Genomic DNA, 21,052 nt, shown 5'->3' with positions numbered 1-21,052 from the left:
ACCACTCACCCCAACCACAACGGGAAAAAAGACTATACAGCAAGACATATCTGAAGGCAAAACAACAAGTAAACTCATAAAGAAAATTATAATGAAAAAGAACATTCTGCTACTATTTATGATATTGACATTACCATTATCAATACGGGCACAGAACTATACGATGCTATGGAAACAAGTCAGTGAAGCCGGCCAAAAAGATTTGCCACGAACACAGATAGACCTCCTGACGAATATCTCTGCAAAGGCACGTAAAGAAAAATCTTACGGCAATTTGCTGGCTGCCGAACTTCAAGCAGCAGGGTTATGGGCACAAATCTCCCCAGACTCCATCTTCAACCAATATATTCGACTGAAAGAGCAAGCAAAAGATGCTGAACGACAGGATGAAACTTTGGCTGCCGTCTATAATTGTGTTCTAAGTAAAATAGCTCCACGCTACAATGCAAGTAACGAAGATGGAGAAAAGGACACAACAGACTATGTAGCCAAGTCGCTTGCTAACCCTGCCTTATTGGCAGAGCACCAATACACCGAATACCAACCACTGCTTATAAAAGGAACAGACGACAAAATATTCAACAACGACCTCTTGCATGTCATAGCCATGGAAGTAGGGAAATACGATTTGCTTGATAAGTTCTATTCCGCCAATGGCAATCGCGAAGCGGCTTGCTACGCAGGAACAATGGCTATCAATAGCCATCCAGACATGCAGACAACAGGCGGACGGAAGAAGGTAGCAGCCAAACTCGACTCCTTAATGCAACGCTACGGCGATTTGCCCATCAGTGCAGAGATAGCACTTTGCCAATACAACCTGCTCGTCAAAGAACAGGCAACCGCCAGGGAAAAGATAGGCTTTATAGATAAAGCATTAGCGATGGGGTACATGGAAAGGAATGGATTTTTTGCGCAACGTGCGTGAAACACTGACCGCCCCAATGTTCGATGTTAACGAAGTGCCCAACATTGTTCAGCCCGGAAAAATCATTAGTATCAAAGACGTTGAGACGAGAAATATCAATGACTTGAAGCTAACGATAACACGCACTACTCTTGACGGCAATACGGATTTAGACGTTGATAGTGACAAGGAACTGACCAAAATAAAATCAGCTTGTATACATTCCACCAAACAGACCTTGATACGCACTTATCAGGGCTACGAGACCTATGAGGTAGTAAAGGATTCACTGACTATCCCTGCTTTGCAGACAGGCGTTTACTTAATGGAATTTGCATCTTCCTCTCCAAGGATAAGGCCACGATACTCCTTACTATATGTCAGTGATGTTTATGTCATCTCAGAAAGACAGCCCAACGAGACCACACGCTATGCCGTTGTCAACGCAACAACAGGACAACCAATAGCCAATGCAAAGCTCTTGCTGACGTTTGAAGGCAACTATAGAGAAAAGAAGACGACTAAGACACTCACAACCAACAAAGCCGGAGAGGCATTCCTGTCGGGAAAACTTCCAGACGATGTGTTTGCATATACCGATAAGGATAAGGCGTGTCCCAGTCAAGAAATATGGAACAACTTTTCTTATTACAAGCGGGATATAGATGAGGACAAATGCAACATCTATACCGACCGACGCATCTACCGCCCCGGTCAAACCGTTCATGCTGCTGTCATCGTCTACCACCAAAAGCAAGATGAAACGAAGGTAGTAGAAGGCAAAGCATTCAAACTGCGCCTGCGTGATGCCAACTATGAAACAATAGCCGAGAAGGAGGTAACTACCGATCAATTCGGTACGGCTGCTACAGACTTCGAGTTACCAACAAATGGTTTGACTGGGAATTTCATTATTGACTGTAGCCTTCAAACAAATGGTTATGCTTATTTCAATGTAGAGGAATACAAGCGACCAACCTTTGATGTATCGTTTGACGAGTACAAGGAAAAATACGTATCTGGCGATACTATCAAAGTAAAAGGCCATGCCAAAACCTACTCAGGCGTACCTGTGCAAGGTGCAAAGGTAGAATATACTATTATACGTCGCCAGTCAAGATGGTGGCGTTGGTATGGAGAAAGCGAGGAAGAATTGTTTAGCGACAATGCTGTTACGGATGCTGACGGTAATTTTGAAGCTATCGTTCCATTCACTTTTCCGAATGACGAGAAAGAACACTACTACAACTTCATTGTCGAAGCTACGGTAACTGACATTGCAGGCGAATCACACCAAGGTACTATATCGCTTCCATTGGGTAGCAAGACAACTATTCTCACCTCCAATCTGCCCACCCAGTCTTTAGCTAACGAGCTTCAGGAAGTGAAATTCAACTATCTCAATGCTGCCGGACAACCCATTGACGGCATGGTGAAATATGCAATTCTCCCTTATAAAGACTATTTAGCTAAAGCCGAATACAAGAACTATACAAGCGTGGCAGCCAATCAAACCGTCAAGTTAGGTAAATTCTCATCAGGAAAATACCATTTCCACGCTATTTGTGAAACAGATACGCTTGACACAGATGTTGTCCTCTTCTCCCTAACCGATAAGCAGCCTGTCGTAGAAACACATGCGTGGTTCTATCCAAGCGACAGAATATTCCCACGCGACGGCAAGCCTGTTTATATCCAAGTAGGTTCTTCCGACAAGGATGTACACGTGTTCTATACGGTTTATGCTGAAGATAGAATCATAGAAACCGGAGCTTTTGATCACAGTAACGCTATCAGAACCTTTAAATATTCCTATAAGCCTGAATACGGAGACGGACTTCATCTCACTTTTGCATGGGTAAAGGAGGGTAAACTCTACGAAAAGATTGCCAATATAAATAAGCCTTCCCCTGCCAAACAATTGGAAGTAACGTGGAAAACCTTCCGCGACAGACTTATACCCGGACAGCAGGAGGAATGGACTATAAGCGTAAAGCAACCCGATGGCAAAGCCGCAAATGCCCAGCTAATGGCTACACTCTACGACAAGAGTCTTGACAAAATTATTGGACACTCATGGTCATTTGCCCCGAGCTTCTGGCGCAGTTTGGCATCTTCTGCTTGGAGAGGCTTCGAATTCACCAACACTAATGTCTTTTATACTGCAAATTATAATTACATAAGGGTTAAAAACCTATCTTTTGCACAGCTGGACGAAGATTATACCAATATCTTTGGGTATTGGCATGGACGCTATGGCAATCGTTCTAAGATAATGATAAGAGGTGCAGTGAGTGTGAAGGAAGAAGCAAAGATGTTTGATTCTGCTCCTAAAATGGAAATGCCTTATCCCGCTACAGATACAATTGCGGAAGAAAGCAGCTTTAACGAGGTAAAAAAAGCTAATTACACAGGGGCAGCAACAACCCAACAAGACAAAGAAACAAAAGAAAACGAGAAAGCGAACGATGTGCAGCTGCGCGAAAATCTGAACGAGACAGCCTTCTTCTATCCGCAACTCGTGGCAGACGGAGAAGGAAATATCTGTGTGAAGTTCACACTGCCAGAAAGCTTGACTACATGGAAGTTCATGGGTATCGCTCACGACAAGGAGGTCAACAGCGGTTATTTGGAAGGCGAAGCAGTGGCTAAGAAAACCGTGATGGTGCAGCCCAACCTGCCACGCTTCGTGCGTCAGGGTGATGAAGCAACTATTTCTACACGCATCATCAACACGTCCGACAAGACTATTACGGGTAAGGCAATGATTGAACTCATAGACCCTGCTACAGAGAAAATCGTCTATACCGATACCAAAAATTACGAGTTGGCATCCAATGCTACATCTTCGGTAACGTTTGCTCTTGCAGATATACTTTCCAACAAAGCAAATATGCTCTACGAGTCAATGCTCATCGCACGCATTACCGCAGCCGGAGAAGGCTATTCTGACGGTGAGCAGCACTATCTGCCCGTACTCCTAAACAGCGAATACGTTACCAACACCTATCCATTTACACAAATTGGACCGGGAACGAAAACAATTGACCTGAGCCAACTCTTCCCAAAGAACACGACACGCCAACGTCTGACAGTAGAATATACTAACAATCCAAACTGGTTGATGATACAGGCCCTACCCTACGTGTCTGACCTGAGCAACAAGAATGCCATTGACTTGGCTGCTGCATACTTCACCAACCGGCTCGGAAAGAAGATAATCGGCACTTCTCCGAAGATTCGTGAGACTATCAATCAATGGAAAAAGGAGAAGGGTAACGAAACTTCCATGATGTCGGCTCTCGAAAAAAATCAGGACTTAAAGGAACTTACGCTCAATGAAACACCTTGGGTAGCGGATGCACGGAATGAAAGCGAACAAAAGCAGATGCTCGTTCGATATTTCGACGAGAACCAGCTACAGAGCAACCTCTCTACAGCCATCAACGAATTACAGAAGCTCCAGAATCCAGATGGCTCATTCTCATGGTGGAAAGGCATGAGAGGTAGTCTCTATATGACCGTATATGTTACCAAGTCGCTTGTTCGCCTGAACGCACTTATTGGCGAAGAAGATATCAATACAAAGAGTTTGTTGAAATCGGCTTTCCGCTTCCTTGACAAGCAAGTGGGAGAACGAGTCAAAGAGATGAAAAAATTGGAAAAGAAAGGATACAAACATATCTATCCATCCGATGAACTTTGCGACTATCTCTATACCAATGCGCTTGCCAATCGTCCGACAACAGCTGATATAACCTATCTTATAAACCTGTTGGCAAAGAAACCTGTGAATCTCACCATCTATGGTAAGGCAAACACAGCTGTTATTCTCCAGCAATATAATAAGACGGAAAAAGCAAAGGAATATCTTCAAAGCATCAAGGAATATACCGTCTACAAGGAAGAAATGGGACGCTACTTCGATTCTCGCAACGCCTACTATAGCTGGCGCGACTACAAGATTCCGACACAAGTTGCAGCCATCGAAGCTATAAAGACTATCACACCAAACGAAAAGCAAACGCTGATGGAGATGCAGCGTTGGCTGCTTCAGTCGAAGCGAACACAAGCTTGGGACACGCCAATCAACTCTCTCAATGCCATTTGGGCATTTATGGACAATGGAAACTGGACGATGGACAATGGCGAAGATACACGCTTGACCATAAACGGCAAACCTTTGGAAACATCGCAGGCAACGGCAGGCATTGGCTATGTAAAGTCTACGCAACCCGTCAACTTCCAACCGTCCGACCGCAATGAGTTGACAGCTGTAAAGACAAGCACAAGCACAAGTTGGGGAGCAGTCTACGCACAATTCTTCCAGCCATCGACTGAGATTGCCAATGCTTCCGCAGGGTTAACCATCAAGCGTGAGGTATTGGGCAAGGATGGCAAACCAGCAACAGCACTTAAGGTGGGCGATAAAATCAGCATCCGTCTGACCATCAAAGCCGACCGCGACTACGACTTTGTACAAGTCATAGACAAACGTGCCGCCTGCCTTGAACCAGTCAATCAGCTCAGCGGCTACAACTGGGGATATTATATTGCCCCAAAGGACTACACGACCAACTACTACTTTGACGGGATGGCAAAGGGTACGCATGTTGTGGAAGCCGAATATTTTGTAGACCGCGAAGGAAGCTATCAAACTGGCACCTGCATTGTACAATGTGCTTATGCCTCAGAGTTCACTGGAAGAACGGGAGCAACAATATTAAAGGTAAAAAAGTAAAAGAGTAAAAAATAAAGAGAAAGAAAAAGGACTATACAGCAAAAGGAGAAAAAAGAAAGGTAGGCTGAGGTTTATTGGGGCAGTTGTTTCAATGAAGCCCATTGGGACTGATTGTCCTCTATAGTGTTTCAAATTCCCTTTTCGGTCCTTAACTACTCAAAAGGATATATGCTTCAGATTGAAATAGACAATGGCAGTGGTTTCTGTTTCGGCGTTACCACTGCCATCAAAAAAGCCGAGGAAGAGCTTGAAAAAGGCACAAAGCTCTATTGTCTCGGTGATATTGTACACAATAGCATGGAGGTGGAACGCCTTACCCGAAAGGGACTCATCACCATCAACCATGACCAACTTCAGGAACTTCACAATGTGAAAGTTCTCCTCCGTGCCCATGGTGAACCTCCGGAAACCTACGATTTGGCACGCAAAAATAATATAGAAATAATAGATGCAACCTGCCCGGTCGTGTTGGCGTTGCAGAGAAGAATAAAGACACAATACGAAAAAAAGGAAAAGGAAAGACGTAATTCCCCACTGCCCAACAACAATTCAGGACAAAAGAATCGGGACACATTTTCCTCCCGGCCGGAGAAGCAGCAAATAGAAGCAGCAGAAAACACCTCTTCTATTGTCATCTTTGGCAAGAATGGTCATGCAGAGGTCCTCGGCCTCGTCGGACAGACCCACAGCCATGCCATTGTCATAGAGAAGTTTGAGGACGTCAAGAAACTCAACCTGTCGCACGACATCTATCTCTATTCCCAAACGACCAAAAGTCTCAATGAATTCCATAAAATCATAGATTACATACAGGAGCATATATCTCCTACAGCTACTTTCCGCAGTTTCGACACCATCTGCCGGCAGGTAGCCAACCGTATGCCCAATATTTCTTCTTTTGCCTCTCGCACGATCTCATCCTCTTTGTAGCAGGACGCAAGAGTTCCAACGGCAAAGTGCTGTTCCATGAATGTCTTAGCGTTAACCCTAATTCGCATCAGGTAGAGAGTGCCGACGAAATTGATATGAGTTGGTTCGATGGTGTCAAAACCGTCGGTATATGTGGAGCGACAAGTACTCCCAAATGGTTGATGGAAGAATGTCGTGATGAAATACTCCGGCATACAGAATAATCTTCTCATCGCACAACGACCATTACAAAACCATATAAAATCAAACCGCCAACCTACTATCCTCTCTACGCGAGAAGTTGGTTGGCGGTTTTCGTTTTTTTATTACAGATAAAGCCAATATAGAGCATGTATGTGAGCAAACTACATACTATCCATGCAAGCAATCCAATATCAGGCAACTTTATCTATAAAAAAGCACGGCAAACACACATATAGAAAAAAGGACACACATTCAGCGTATCCTTTATAATGAGAACCTACTCTTCTACGGTATCTGTAACACAATCCTCTATCGGCATATCAATGATAGGAAGAGGACGGTCAATAACAGCGTTATAAGAAATTGTACTATCGCTGCGAGACAAGCCCAATGGTTGGAGCTTGTCATGGATGATATCCAGAAGGTGATGGTTATTGAATGCGTAAATCTTGAGGAATAAGTCGTATGCCCCCGTCGTGTAATGACATTCCACTACTTCGGGAATCCGCTTAAGTGCATCAACTACATCATCAAAGTTCTCTGGATTCTTCAGGTTTAATCCCACGAAAGCACACGTTTCGTACCCAATCTTCTCCGGGTCTATAACAAACTGTGAACCTTTCAGTATACCTAAGTTAGTCAGTTTTTGAATTCTTTGGTGAATGGCCGCACCGCTTACATTACAAGCGCGGGCTACTTCCAAAAAAGGAATTCGTGCGTCTTCTGCAATGAGATGCAGAATCTTCTTGTCAAGTCGATCTAAACTTCTATGTGCCATTATTATTATCTATAATTGTTGTGCAAAGATATGAAAATATTTTCAGATTAGCAACTAATATGCCTGAAAATATTTTAATTTATAACAAAACATCTTGTTACTTGTTCTTTTCCGTTCTGTAAACACCCGAATAATTTACTTTCAGAGCATTTGCCTCGCGCAAAGTTTGTTTTAAGTCGATGATAGTTCCCATATCAGTTTGTTGGTCAGCCTTAATGCTGACAGTCATAGCCTGCCGGTCTTCTGACGACATTTCTTCCCTACTGCGGATCAAGTATTGTTTTATTTCAGGGATAGAGGTAAGTTTATCATTCATCTGAACCTGCAGCCTGTCCTTTTCAACCTGCCCCCAACCATTCATCGGCTTACCTATATAAATATAGGAAACAGCTGACTTGTTGACAAGGCGCGTCAGCTCCGTACCTGCCGGAACCTGATACTTTACCTTTACCGTAACCTTACGCATGTGGACAACCAGCATGAAGAAAAACAGAATAGTAAAAATCAGGTCGGGCAAGGAGGCTGTATTCAGTGCCGGAATCTCGTGGCCGTGTCGACGATAAAAACTCATTGTTCTCCTCCCCCTTCATTTTCCTGCGCCTGAATCTCATACACTTCTGAGATACGAACAGGGATTTCATCGCTGATTTTCTGCTGTTGCTCTACGCTGCAAAGGTCGTATGCCTTTCCAAACTCTTCCATAGAACGATGGTTCCGCAACGCGCTGTAGGCTGCCATTATCTCGTTTTGCACTTCAAAATAGGTGTTGTAAGACGACTTTCTATCTGCCTGAAGTTGTATAATGTGCCCTTTTCCATTAGAAGAAACGAACTTTTCCACAGCAGCACGGACAGAACCTATCTTGAAGTCTTTCCCATTAAGCAATACCTTATTGTCCTTGGATATTTGAAACTTCATCAGCTGACGGCTATTCACCATGGCTTCCGTCTGTTTCTCCCTATCCTTGTCTATCGGAGGAAGCTGTCGGGCAATGCCTTGGTCTAAGTCCATCGATGAAGAAACAAGAAACAGAATCAACAGCATGAACGAAATGTCAGCTGTTGATGTCGTATTCAGTCCCGGGACCTTTCTCCTGTTGCGTTTACGGAACATCATCTTCTCCTACGCCCCTTTCTATAATAACGGGTTGCGCCAAAGATTACGGACAGCGTAGCCAATACCAACAATATCAGCGATGACCATACAAACATATCGGAAATCCTCAGCCAAATCACGTCATTATATTCTACGCCATTGACAAGCATCCCGGAAGAAGAACCCAATGCGAATGTCAGCACAAGGCAAAGCAGGGTCGCACCAAACACGCTGTACGAAACCTTGCGTGCAGGTATTCCGTTGACAACGCCCTCGCTTCTGCCTGCCTTGCGGAAAGTATGTAACAACGAGTAGACCATAACGCCAATGGCGGTCAGGAACAGGACGAACATGAAGCCCAAAAGCAAGTCTGTCAGCAACGGCGCATTGAAAGCCCCATTACCAGAGAAGGGAAGGTCGAAGTCTACCAAATAAAAGGTGGTAAAGACAAGTCCCGACAACGCAACAATAATGTAGAGAACCCACTGCGAAATGCGTTCTGCACTATGTCGTCTGCTCTTACTTCGTGCCATTTATCTTGCCAGTTTGTATTTCATAATAGAGTCAAGCAGTGAAATGGCCGACTCTTCCATCTGTGCCGTAAGATGTTCTATCTTCGAGAGAATGTAGTTATAGAAGACCTGCAGCACCAATGCAACTATGATACCGAAGATAGTTGTTATCAACGCAACCTTCATTCCCGATGCCACAATGGTCGGACTGATATCTCCTGCTTGCTGTATTTGGTCGAACGCCATTACCATACCAATGACCGTTCCCAAAAAGCCGAGAGACGGAGCCATGGCTATGAAAAGCGTAATCCACGAACACCCCTTTTCCAAATTGGCACTCTGCACGCTGCCATACGCCGCTACGCTGCGCTCTATAACCTCTATGGTATCTTCTATTCGCAGCAGTCCCTGATAGCAGATTGAGGCTACCGGACCACGGGTATTCCGGCTCAGTTCCTTTGCCCCCTCAATATCACGCTGCGTTATTTTCTCTTCTATTGCAGCCATAAACCGCTTGGCATCTATTTCAGAAAGGCTCAAATAGATAATACGCTCAATGCAGAAAGCCAAGCCGAGGACAAGGGCCAAGGCTACCAACGACATAAAGCCTGCATTTCCCTCAATAAACTTAGTCTTCAGAGACTGATGGAGACCGCCGCCGGAAGCAGATGCAACAGGGGCAGGACTTGACTCACCGGCTACCCCAGTGCTGGCAAGAGCCTCATCCGACAGAGTATCGGAACTGACTGCGACAGCCACATTCCCACGAACAGCACCGGCCGACGCTGCCTGAGCTAAAGTCTGGGTAGAAAAAGACAGAGAGAAAATAACAATCATTGCAAAAACTGCAATCAAATTCTTCATAATGATAACCTTGATAGGGTTTCTATAAAAAAGCGGAGAGGATAGGATTCGAACCTACGATACCTTTAGGGGTATACAAGCTTTCCAGGCGTGCCTCTTCAACCACTCGAGCACCTCTCCTTTTTCGGTTTGCAAAGGTAGCACATTCTTTTTACAATATCTGCAATACACATTGAAAATTACACTCCTTTAACATTTTTATTCATTAGAGACACATCATCAGTAATCCCGCTGAAAGATGTTCCATCTCCCAGCCGGATATATTATAATACAAACAGACCTCAACTTTCCACAGGCAGATATACCGCCGGATAGTCATAAAGCCTATACGAACATGCGAAAACGGCACTTTGACAGAACGAAACGGGCTTGTTCGCTTGGTCAAAGTGCCACTTTCGCAGTACCCTTATAAATATCTGAAAATCAGATATATAAAAACCATCATTAGACAGCTTGAGAGAAACCTCCGCACCTGTGTTGGGCCGTCTCGTTCGCTTATACAGACAATACTTTGGCAGTAACATGTTTCCACTGGAGGCAAAACGCTTCTGCCGCACTGCATTATCAGGCCAATGGCTTCACCATAAGAAATTAAGAAGGACGGTCTTTGCTGCCGAGCTGTAAAAAGGCAATGTTTTTTATTCGTAAAGCCAAGTTTTTTAGTAATTTTGCCCTCACTATGATTATCATTATCACTATCACCGCATATTTCTGCATACTTCTGTTAGTCAGCAAACTGACCTCAAGGCATGCAAATAACGAAACCTTCTATCGCGCCAACCGCCGCTCCCCGTGGTATCTTGTAGCTTTCGGAATGATAGGAGCCAGCATTTCTGGGGTTACGTTTGTAAGTGTACCGGGGATGGTCATAAGGACGGACATGACCTATTTGCAGACGTGTCTCGGCTTTATATTAGGATATGTCGCCGTGGCGTTCATCTTGCTGCCGGTCTATTATCGGATGAATCTTACTACGATTTATACATATCTTAAGGACAGATTGGGACAACGGAGCTATAAGACCGGTGCAGCGTTCTTTCTCCTGTCCAAGATGGCAGGCGCAGCCGTCAGGTTCTACGTCGTCTGCATGATATTGCAACGCTTTGTACTGGACGGCTATGGAGTTCCGTTTCCCGTTACCGTTATCATTATGGTAACGCTTATATGGCTCTACACACGCCAAGGGGGCATCAAGACACTGGTATGGACCGACACCATTCAGACTCTTTGCATGCTTACGGCCCTCACGCTTATAATATATAAGGTAATAGGTGCTTTAGACCTAAGCGCAGGACAGGCAGTCCGCACCATCATGGAGGACAGCCACTCACGGATTTTTGTCTTCGACGACTGGATGACAAAGCAGAATTTCTGGAAGCAGTTCATCAGCGGTATATTTATCGTCATTGTCATGACAGGGCTTGATCAGGACATGATGCAGAAAAACCTTACCTGCAAGACACTCCATGAAGCACAGAAAGACATGTGTACCTACGGACTGGCTTTCGTACCCGTCAACTTCATATTCCTGTCTTTGGGAGTTCTTCTGCTGTCCTTGGCGCAAAAGCAAGGGACGGGCATACCCGGCACGCCTGACGAACTGATGCTCCTCTTCACTGCAAGCGGTGCATTGGGAATAACGGTCGTAGTGCTCTTTACCATTGGCGTAATGGCAGCCAGCTTTTCCAGTGCCGACTCCGCCCTGACCGCTCTGACTACAAGCTTTTGTATTGATATATGCGGACGCGGAGATGATGAGAAGCTCCGCAAAAGGGTGCATATCGGCATGGCCGTATGCTTTATGTTCTTTATTCTCTTCTTCGGACTGGTCAACTCCACGAGTTTGATTGATGCCGTGTACATTATCTGCTCCTATACCTACGGGCCTCTTCTCGGGCTTTTTGCCTACGGGCTGTTAACGCATCAAGCCGTAAGCGACCGCATAGTGCCCTATATAGCCATTGGCAGCCCTCTATTGTGTTTTCTGCTTTCTACAATCGCCTCCTCTCTCTCAGACTATACATTCGGCTACGAGCTTCTGATGCTCAACGGCATACTTACCTTTACAGGCTTATGGATAAGCAGACGGTGGAAAAGGACAAGCGGTTGCAGATGAAAACAACAAGAAACAAGTAAGGCAAACCAAAAAAAATCGTACATAAGCATCCTGCATAAAAGATATTATAAAAAGTTTGTCAAGAAAAAATCGGCTTTTCTTGGCAGTACGACAAAAAGTCTGTAACTTTGGAGAAACTAACAGTACATGCCGATGATAACGCAAGATAACTTCAACACAGAATTTGCCGACCCCATAGAAGAGAGGCAAATCCGGCTTTTTGCCTGCCGGGAAATGAGCCGCCAAATCCATCGCTACATCAAGGGGATGAGGGGCAGCAAACAGCAGATGCTCCGTTTCGAGGAGAGTCTGAAGGATTTACCCTTGGAGGAAAAGGAGAAGGCAATAGCCTCTACCTTGACCTGAACAGAAAAGCCCTGAAAGGACTGGATATGAAGATAGTACTGGCCCGCTCGATGGCTAACTATTCTGACACTTTCGATTATCTGCTCACTTTGGTCAACGACCGAAGAAAAATGGTCAGGTATCTGAATCTCATACGTGAAATCTACATTAAATACCATCAGGTCATAGAGCGCGGAGGAAAGTTCGGCATACTTGACTATCGCGGACAGGTCCTGCTAAGTCCCAAGTATGAGTTCATACGAACTTGCTATGTATATGTCGACGACTTGCGCACAATGCCTGTCATTGCCCAGCTTGACGGAAAAATGGGACTCGTATTGCCCGATGGTAAAGACACCATCGTGGCCCCGTTCAAATACGACAGCATTTCCCTGAGAGACGAACCACCATATTTTGAAGTAAGATACGATGGAAAGGAAATGCTGATGACCACAGAGGGGGTAGAGAAACCCATTGCTTGACTACAGGGAGATGGGCTGCATAGATGCTGATAGGCGGCCCATCTCTTTTTATAATCCTACGACAAATCTCCAGCCCTAAAAACAGCAGACTCGGAATAGTCTCTGTCGCTAATCTCCGTGGAAATTGCAAGCAATGAAGAAATACAGAACAATACTGTGGTAAAATAAATATAATTATAGTTTTACCTCTTATCAATCATATCTTTGCCGTAAACATTTTGCACAAAGGATTTGGTTTTGTGCAGTAAATACCGTAACTTTGCACGAAAATTATTCAATTGTGCAATGGAGTCAATACAAAGTTTCAACTCTTATATTGAAAAAAGCATCAAAGATAACTGGGATAACAATGCCCTGACCGATTATCACGGACCCACGCTGCAATTCCACGACGTGGCCCGAAAAATAGAAAAACTGCATATACTCTTTGAATACAGCGGTGTCCAAAGAGGAGACAAGATTGCCCTGTGCGGAAGAAATTCGTCGGCATGGGCAGCAGCCTTTCTCGCCATACTCACATACGGGGCAGTTGCCGTACCCATACAGAACGAGTTCAAGCCGGAACAGGTATACAACATTGTCAACCATTCTGAGTCGCGGCTGCTCTTTACAGGCGATGTTGTTACCCCTACATTCGACCCGGAACAAATGCCCAACATAGAGGGCATCATCTATATACCAGACTATTCGCTCCTGATGTCGCGCTCTGAGAATCTTACATACGCACGGGAGAACCTTAATGCCATCTTCGGACAGAAATATCCCAAGTTCTTCCATAAAGAACACGTCAATTACTACATTGATGCGCCTGAAGACTTGGCGCTTATCAACTATACCAGTGGCACGACGGGATTTTCCAAAGGAGTCATGCTCACCTATAGAGTGCTTTGGAGCAATCTTGACTGGGCATTGAACGAATTAGGCACACATATAAAGAAAGGCTCCAACGTCCTAAGCATCCTTCCCATGGCCCACATGTATGGCATGCTTTGTGAGTTCATTTTCGAGTTTTGTTTTGGAAATCACATTTTCTTCCTTACCCGGCTTCCAAGCCCTACCTTCATTGCTCAGGCCTGCACGGAGATTCACCCTGCCATTCTTGTGGCAGTACCTATGGTGATAGAGAAGATTATACGCAAGAACGTTTTTCCACAGACCCAGAATAAGGTAGTACACATGCTGCTGAAGATGCCTGTTGTCAACAAGAAAGTAAAGGAACGCATCCGCAACATGGTCATGGAGACCCTTGGCGGAAACGTATACGAGGTAATGGTAGGCGGTGCAGCCCTCAGCCAAGAGATAGAAAGTTTCCTGACAAGCATCGACTTCCCTTTGACGATGGGCTATGGCACTACCGAGACAGGACCGATGATAACATACAGCGACTATACAGACTTTGTCAACGGATCATGCGGAACAACCGTCAGGCACATGGAGACAAAGGTACTCAGTCCGAACCCCAAGGAGATTCCGGGAGAAATTGTTACCCGCGGACTCAATGTGATGTCCGGATATTACAAGAACGAACAGGCCACCAAGGCAGTAATCGACAGCGAAGGCTGGTTTCATACGGGCGACCTTGCCACTATGGACGAAACGGGGCACTTTTTCATCCGTGGGCGCATTAAGAACATGCTTCTTGGCTCTAACGGACAGAACATATTCCCAGAAGAGATTGAAGACAAGCTGAACTCCATGGCAATGGTCAGCGAAAGCATCATCATTCAAGACGGTGAACAATTGGTCGGCCTCGTCCACCCCGACATGGATGAGGCGCAGTCGCTGGGCTTCAGTCAGGAAGACCTCCAAAGCATTATGGAGCAGAACCGACAAGAGCTCAACAACATTCTTCCAACCTTTTGCAAGCTCTCTGCCATCGAATTGCAGGAGAACGAGTTTGAAAAGACACCCAAAAAGAGCATAAAAAGGTATCTGTATCAACGAACAACCTGACTATCCGCATATTATCCTAACCCGTGGGGACAGATTAGGGAGTACTGCTCTTATTTCTTTCCCCTGCGCTGTGGGGAAAAGTTAGGATTGAAACTTTTGGGCGTCTTGCCCCTGACAGACTGAGGCTTGGCAGGCCGATTCCCGTGGTTTACCCTGTCCTTTCGGCCTGAAACTCCCGAACTTGGCAGGTCGGGGGAGCTTCCGATAGCCCGTGGATCGTATTTCACCTTACCGTAAAATTTCTGTGGACGGTCGTATAGCCTTGCAATAAGATCCTCTCTGCCTATCCTCCTAAGTTCGCGTTCAATATTCTTCCGTTCTTCAGGCTTGTACCAAAAGAAGAACTGACGTTGTGCGAGTTTCTCCCGAGGGGTTTTCGCAGAGAAAACGGGTTCGAGCGTATATGGGTCATAACCCGTGTACCATGTTTCGGTAGAGACGGTCATGGGAGTTGGGGTGAAATCCTGAACCTGCTCCAAATGGAAGTTCAAATCTTTCGTAAGTACCGCCAGCTCAGCCATGTCTTCTTCTTGACATCCCGGATGAGAAGAGATGAAGTAGGGTATAATCTGTTCGCGAAGATTCTCCTCTTTGTTTATCCTGTCGAAAATGCGTTTGAAGGCATAGAATTGCTTGAAAGAAGGCTTACGCATCAACCTTAAAACCCTGTCGGATGTATGCTCCGGAGCGACTTTTAGGCGGCCACTGACATGCCTGACAATAAGTTCGCGCGTATATTGCCGTGCAGCCTCATTGCTTTTGGGGTCTTTGCTCTCATGTAGCAGCAAGTCATAACGCACCCCTGAGCCTATATAACTCCGCTTAATTTCCGGCAGACGGTCGACAGCATGATAAATCTCCAAGAGTTTGGAGTGGTCGGTATTGAGATTAGGGCATATCTCTGGATTGATACAGCTGGGACGCTTGCAGTGCTCACATGCCTTCGGATTTCTGCCTTCCATTCCATACATATTGGCCGAAGGGCCTCCAAGGTCGGACAGGTTTCCTTTGAATCCCGGCATCTGTGCAACCTGCTTTACTTCCTTTATGATGCTTTCTTTAGAACGGCAAGTAATAAACTTACCCTGATGGGCGGAAATGGTGCAGAAGGCACACCCACCGAAGCATCCCCGATGGATATTCACACTGAACTTTATCATTTCGTATGCAGGAATGACCTTTCCTCGGTATTTAGGATGAGGCTCACGAGTATATGGCAAATCAAACGAGGCATCCAATTCCTGTGTGGTCATTGTTGGATATGGCGGATTTACCACCGCATACACATTGTCAACAGCCTGAATGATTCTCTGGGCATGCTTTTTGTTTGACTCTTCCTCTATATGCTTGAAGTTTTCGGCCTGAAACTTCTTATTACGAAGACATTCCTCATGTGAGTGCAAGACCAAATCGTCCTCTCTTATTCCACCGGGAATGTCATTCCGCACACATAAGTATACGGTCTGTGGAACATCCTTCACATCTGTGATACTTTTCCCCTCCTCCAATTCCCGGGCAACTGCAACAATCTGCTTTTCGCCCATACCATATATAATTAGGTCAGCACCAGAGTCGCAAAGAATACATTTCTTCAGACAATCTTTCCAATAGTCGTAATGGGTAAGACGACGCAAAGAGGCTTCAATTCCTCAAGACGACAGGTACATCCGGGTAAAGCTGTTTAAGAATCTTTGAGTATACAATTGTCGGGTATTCTGGACGCAAATCATGCCTGCCATCAGGCGAATAGGCATCTTCTGAACGCAGGCGACGATTGGCAGTATATTTGTTTACCATAGAATCCATACATCCGGGAGCAATGCCAAAGTACAATTTCGGACGACCAAGTTTCTTGAAATCGCGATAGTCTCCATGCCAGTCGGGCTGTGGAACAATGGCAACCTTATAACCAGCCGCCTCAAGAGTCCGTCCTATAACGGCTGCTCCAAAAGAGGGATGATCTATGTAGGCATCGCCAGAGAAAAGAATAACATCCAGCTGCTCCCATCCCCTAAGTTCCACCTCTTTCTTTGTAGTCGGCAAGAAGTCGGTAAGTCTGTGAAAAGAGGGAGAAACAGATGATTTCCCCTTTTCGTTGCCTCCTTTCTGCTGCTTCATGCTGCCTGTAGTCTGTTGTGCGTCCAAATTCTTTTCTTCTTAATCAGTTAGCTCTGGTTGTTTTTCTTGCATTGCTGTATTCTCATCCAGTCGTGTAAGCCAATCTCTGTAAAGCTTAACGAGATTATTCAGTCCAAGAGCCTTCATGTTTTGATTATAGACTACGTCAAGGCATAAATCGAGCAGAGCCTTGTCCTTGCCAGCTTCTGACTCCAAAAGACTACGTACGTTGAAACGCAGTCTATCCAAAATGTCTTCATCCACTATCCCTGTAGAACCAACGAGATTGGAAAGGAGTGCATATTTGCGGATGGTATAGAGGTGGGACTCTTCTATCTCTATATTTCTTGTACCAGAGGCATTAGCTTGAATCTTATGCATAATTTCAGTCTTATTATATTCAAATTATTATTTTTACTTCAACAGGTATGCAACGATACCACGCATTATCTTGTTACGCATATCCTTATCTTTTATACATTCCCAAGGAAAAGCCATGGTAAAAGTGCTGTAATCATTGCCTTTATAGGCAACAGCCGCATTACCGCCACTGCTGTATGTCATAGTGGCAAAGGCACTGCCCACGGGGGTAAGAATATCAGGGAAATAAGCACCATAATGCTCCTCATTCATGGTTCGATAGACATCGAACCTTAGCCCCAAGCCTTCAACCGATGGCTGATAGCCATTCTGCTCCGCCCCTGCATAAGCAATCTTCAGTGTTTCAGAAAGCCATTTACTTTCTGCGTCAGTATTCATATCCGAAGCCAAATAGGCTCCGCTTACCAGCAACTTTCCTTTTCTCCTCAGATACTCGGAAATCTGATGTTGCATACTTGGTCTAAAGCATTTGTAACGAATCAGGCTGTGCCCGTCGTCTTTTTCCAAACCTAAAGCTAGATCAACCAAATCGTACTGCGAAAGGGAAACTTGGGCACTCTCTACGGCCGTACTGGAACAGCTGACAATGTTATATTTTTTCATAGTCTGTATCGCCTCAGCATGAGCACGTACATAGTTAAAGTCATTGCCTGCTATGATTTTTCCGGCTAACTCATTACCGCCATATCCCAAAGCTCCTGCTCCCTCTTTTCCCATTTGGGCCTTGTCAAAGTTGCTTTGACGCCCATTCCATCCAGTTGTAGGCCCGTAGCTTATTCCCGGGTCTGATTCCAAATCAAATCCTTGTTCTGTGTTGGAATTTATCTGGGCAGGGGATGATAGCCTATGAAAACCATTTATAATCAGAACTGTTCCCCGTGGGTCTTTTGCCCTATAAGCGGACAACACCTCTGTTGGAAAACTTTCTCCTCCCTGATTGCAGGCTGTTAGGCGAAAACTATAAAGCACATCCGGTTCCAGTTCCATATCAAAACTGGACGAACGTATATTCATTCCGTTATCAAATCCACTAGTGCCTGTTGAAGTATACAGATTATACGATGTTGGCTTGGCCGTAGGCTCAAGTGGGTCTTTGGCTTCATCCCATCGGATACGGATCTTACTTTTTGAAATAAACTCAATTCTGAAGTTTCGGGGGGCAAGTGGCTGTACGACATAGCTTTCGCGATGTAAACCTGCTTCATATTTCAGCAAGGTTTTATAAACAGACCGTGCCAAAGTAAACTTAAAATTCGGGTCTTGACCCAGTCTTATGTCAGGAAAGTTCTGATGAGAGAGGGTTTCCAATATCACAGACGGAACGCGAGGAAGCCGAGTTTCACTATAATTCCTATCCCATACAGACCGTGTAGTCCATGAAGTATAAAAGGTCTGCTCAATATCTCTCTTAAGATTATTGACTAATTGCTCTGCAAGGGTTTTTGATACGCCACGCTGTAATCCACCTGCGAGAGGGGAATCTCCCTGCTGTGTCGTGCAGATTCCTAAAGTTCCAACCAAACTGCCATCATTCTTCACCCCTGCATCACTATGGACAGCTAATGCCAATTCTATTGGCACATTCTTACCGTCAGCATCAGGAAGATACACAGAACCTCCAGCGAGCCAGTTCGTCATCAACGAACGCACATTTATGTCATCATTGTAATCGTTACCTCCACTGCTCTTGCTGACAACAGAATAAGGAGCACCTGCCCATTGGGCATAATATCTTGCTCCTTCCAAACTTCTAGGTAAATGACTGATAGTACCTCCACGCTGTATATTACCCATGCCCCCGCCAAAACGAACGGCATCGGTGGTAACAATTCCCTTACGCCTACTATGGTTGGTAAGTACCACCCTATTATAAGAATTGCAACCTTTGTCAAAGTCAAAAGTACCAAGGTAAACCCATGTTCCGCTTCCCATCTGCTGATTAACACGGACATGAGTTTCCTGTCCCTTGTGATAGACAATATACTCCGCGTCGTCTACACTTTTCTTTTGTGTTTGATAACTTACATATACGGCATATTTACCCTCTTTGGGCAAGACTGGCTGATACGAGGCAGAACTTAACTTGCTACTCCTCTTTCTTGACTTTATTTGCCTTGCAGTTCCGGCAGCAAACGGATTCTCACCATCTCGGTAATCACCTTGATGGAAGGCAAAGCCGGGAACAGAAGCTGTAGTCCATTTCTTCTTGATGTTCTCTTCTTTATAGGATGAAGAGCTACCATCATTGTCTACTATGACTTCGTTTTGTTGCCAATCCCGTTCCCGTGGAGTAAACACAACCGCTCCAGCACTCTCCAACATTGGAATCAGGTATGGGACAACAATAGTCTGCGTATACAAGTCTTCTGTTGTTCCAAAAAGGATAGGACGTTGCCATTTCCACAGCCCGGCATTTGTGTCAAAATATCGTCCATGCGATGCCCATAAAGCTAAATGTACATTCTGTAACCCTGCGGTAATTCTATTAGGCCGTGAGATGTTCTCTACCCATGAATTACCTTTATATCTCTCTTTCATTGTATTCTGTGCATATAAGCCCGGAACAAACATTAAAGAGAAAAGGAATGTCAACAATCGAGTATACATAGATTTATATCTCCCCTATTGTAAAATTTTCAGGATTCTTCCCTAAAAAATCCTTGAAATACAATTTAATTTCTTTCATATCAGCATCAACATCACCTGTCGGGACAATCATCTTAGTGCATTGAATCAGCTTTCTTTTATAATCAACTCCATATAGCAGAATAGGCAGGTTTGCCTTTAACGCTATAAAATAAAATCCTTTCTTCCAGTCAGGATTGAGAGACCGAGTTCCTTCAGGCGTTACGCACAAACGAAAGGTGGGAGACTTCCCAGCATAATCTGCCAATATATCCGTCATGTTCGTATGCTGACCTCTCCAAACTGGGATACCGCCCATCTTCTTAAAGATGACTCCCAAGGGCCAAAAGAACCATTCTTTCTTCATCAGAAAATTGCTCTCAAAGCCTTCTGCCCGCGCATAAAGCTGCCCAATGACAAAATCCCAGTTGCTCGTATGTGGTGCAAGACAGATAATAAACTTGCCTTCGGTGCTGACAGAGACATCATTCTTCCATCCCAGAATCCGATAAAGCAACCATTTAGAAAACAAATTCAGCATGGTCTTATCCCAATGTACTTATTTGATCTATGATTTCTGAGACCTCCTTATTAAATTTATTCTTGAGATCGTTGAAATAATCTTTGGCAGGCATCCCCGGCTCAACATGCGAGATACGGCTGATATAGTTGTTATGCATAATCAAGATGGATGCCATCAAGGAATCTATGTTTTCGATATTTGCGCTTTCCCCATAAAGAGAGGCCGCTACAGCCTCTGCAAACAAACCACCACAAATATAATTAATGGTTCGTTTTAATTTTCTTCTATTGTTCATAATCGTAAGGTGCTATTTATTCCTGTATTCTTTTTATTGTTCAAAGATAAGGAAAAAATGACAGACCAACGAAATTTGAACAAAAAAATAGAATTAAAATCTTAATTTATCACTTTTCTTCCTCAATTGTCAGATAAAAAACGTACTTTTGCAAAACAAAGGCAGCTGCTTATGAGAAAGTAGCCAAGGTGTTACCGATCAGAG

Annotated in this window: 11 protein-coding genes, 1 tRNA gene and 4 pseudogenes; 5 read left to right on the top strand and 11 right to left on the bottom strand. The window is 44.7% G+C overall.

The features are described from left to right. The first annotated feature begins 91 nt into the window (after nucleotides 1-91). Nucleotides 92-5,648: pseudogene (locus JCM15908_RS12920) on the top strand (alpha-2-macroglobulin family protein). 168 nt (nucleotides 5,649-5,816) lie between these two features. Then, nucleotides 5,817-6,781, top strand: a pseudogene (locus tag JCM15908_RS12915) (4-hydroxy-3-methylbut-2-enyl diphosphate reductase). Between the two features lie 257 nt (nucleotides 6,782-7,038). On the opposite strand, the gene JCM15908_RS07040 reads toward JCM15908_RS12915, so the two are convergent. The 6 genes from JCM15908_RS07040 to JCM15908_RS07015 form a co-directional block, all read right to left on the bottom strand. Then, entirely contained in the window at nucleotides 7,039-7,539 is a 501-nt protein-coding gene (locus tag JCM15908_RS07040) for an Lrp/AsnC family transcriptional regulator (RefSeq protein WP_025002806.1), read from the bottom strand. A 97-nt stretch (nucleotides 7,540-7,636) separates the two neighbouring features. Beyond that, complete coding sequence (locus JCM15908_RS07035) at nucleotides 7,637-8,110, bottom strand: ExbD/TolR family protein (protein ID WP_025002805.1); 474 nt, start codon at nucleotides 8,108-8,110, stop codon at nucleotides 7,637-7,639. Continuing rightward, a complete protein-coding gene (locus JCM15908_RS07030; RefSeq protein ID WP_025002804.1) occupies nucleotides 8,107-8,655 on the bottom strand; it encodes an ExbD/TolR family protein in 549 nt (182 codons plus the stop codon). The genes JCM15908_RS07035 and JCM15908_RS07030 overlap by 4 nt, the downstream gene beginning before the upstream one ends. After that, nucleotides 8,652-9,167, bottom strand: a complete 516-nt coding sequence (locus tag JCM15908_RS07025) for a hypothetical protein (protein WP_025002803.1) — start codon at nucleotides 9,165-9,167, stop codon at nucleotides 8,652-8,654. The genes JCM15908_RS07030 and JCM15908_RS07025 overlap by 4 nt, the downstream gene beginning before the upstream one ends. After that, on the bottom strand, nucleotides 9,168-10,010 hold the full coding sequence (locus JCM15908_RS07020) for a MotA/TolQ/ExbB proton channel family protein (RefSeq protein ID WP_025002802.1): 843 nt from the start codon (nucleotides 10,008-10,010) through the stop codon (nucleotides 9,168-9,170). It abuts the gene before it with no gap. A 33-nt stretch (nucleotides 10,011-10,043) separates the two neighbouring features. After that, a tRNA-Ser gene (locus JCM15908_RS07015) sits at nucleotides 10,044-10,130 on the bottom strand. A 559-nt stretch (nucleotides 10,131-10,689) separates the two neighbouring features. Between JCM15908_RS07015 and JCM15908_RS07010 the strand changes: the two genes are divergently transcribed. From JCM15908_RS07010 to JCM15908_RS07000, 3 genes and pseudogenes are all read left to right on the top strand, one after another. After that, on the top strand, nucleotides 10,690-12,126 hold the full coding sequence (locus tag JCM15908_RS07010) for a sodium:solute symporter (RefSeq protein ID WP_025002801.1): 1,437 nt from the start codon (nucleotides 10,690-10,692) through the stop codon (nucleotides 12,124-12,126). Between the two features lie 153 nt (nucleotides 12,127-12,279). Continuing rightward, a pseudogene (locus tag JCM15908_RS12910) lies at nucleotides 12,280-12,953 on the top strand (hypothetical protein). Between the two features lie 285 nt (nucleotides 12,954-13,238). Next, nucleotides 13,239-14,906 carry an AMP-binding protein gene (locus JCM15908_RS07000; protein WP_025002800.1) on the top strand — a complete coding sequence of 556 codons (1,668 nt, stop codon included), beginning with the start codon at nucleotides 13,239-13,241 and terminating at the stop codon, nucleotides 14,904-14,906. 50 nt (nucleotides 14,907-14,956) lie between these two features. Here JCM15908_RS07000 and JCM15908_RS12905 read toward each other — a convergent pair. From JCM15908_RS12905 to JCM15908_RS06975, 5 genes and pseudogenes are all read right to left on the bottom strand, one after another. After that, a pseudogene (locus JCM15908_RS12905) lies at nucleotides 14,957-17,024 on the bottom strand (YgiQ family radical SAM protein). Nucleotides 17,025-17,063: 39 nt separating this feature from the next. Further along, on the bottom strand, nucleotides 17,064-17,405 hold the full coding sequence (locus JCM15908_RS06990) for a DUF8442 family protein (protein ID WP_025002799.1): 342 nt from the start codon (nucleotides 17,403-17,405) through the stop codon (nucleotides 17,064-17,066). 33 nt (nucleotides 17,406-17,438) lie between these two features. Further along, nucleotides 17,439-20,012, bottom strand: a complete 2,574-nt coding sequence (locus JCM15908_RS06985) for a golvesin C-terminal-like domain-containing protein (protein ID WP_025002798.1) — start codon at nucleotides 20,010-20,012, stop codon at nucleotides 17,439-17,441. A gap of 4 nt (nucleotides 20,013-20,016) precedes the next feature. Further along, entirely contained in the window at nucleotides 20,017-20,571 is a 555-nt protein-coding gene (locus JCM15908_RS06980) for a 1-acyl-sn-glycerol-3-phosphate acyltransferase (RefSeq protein ID WP_025002797.1), read from the bottom strand. A gap of 4 nt (nucleotides 20,572-20,575) precedes the next feature. After that, nucleotides 20,576-20,848, bottom strand: a complete 273-nt coding sequence (locus JCM15908_RS06975; protein ID WP_025002796.1) for a hypothetical protein — start codon at nucleotides 20,846-20,848, stop codon at nucleotides 20,576-20,578. Nucleotides 20,849-21,052: the final 204 nt, after the last annotated feature.

The sequence above is a fragment of the Prevotella dentasini JCM 15908 genome, assembly GCF_000614065.1.
Lineage (GTDB): Bacteria > Bacteroidota > Bacteroidia > Bacteroidales > Bacteroidaceae > Prevotella > Prevotella dentasini.
This window is presented reverse-complemented; position numbering and strand designations above follow the sequence as displayed.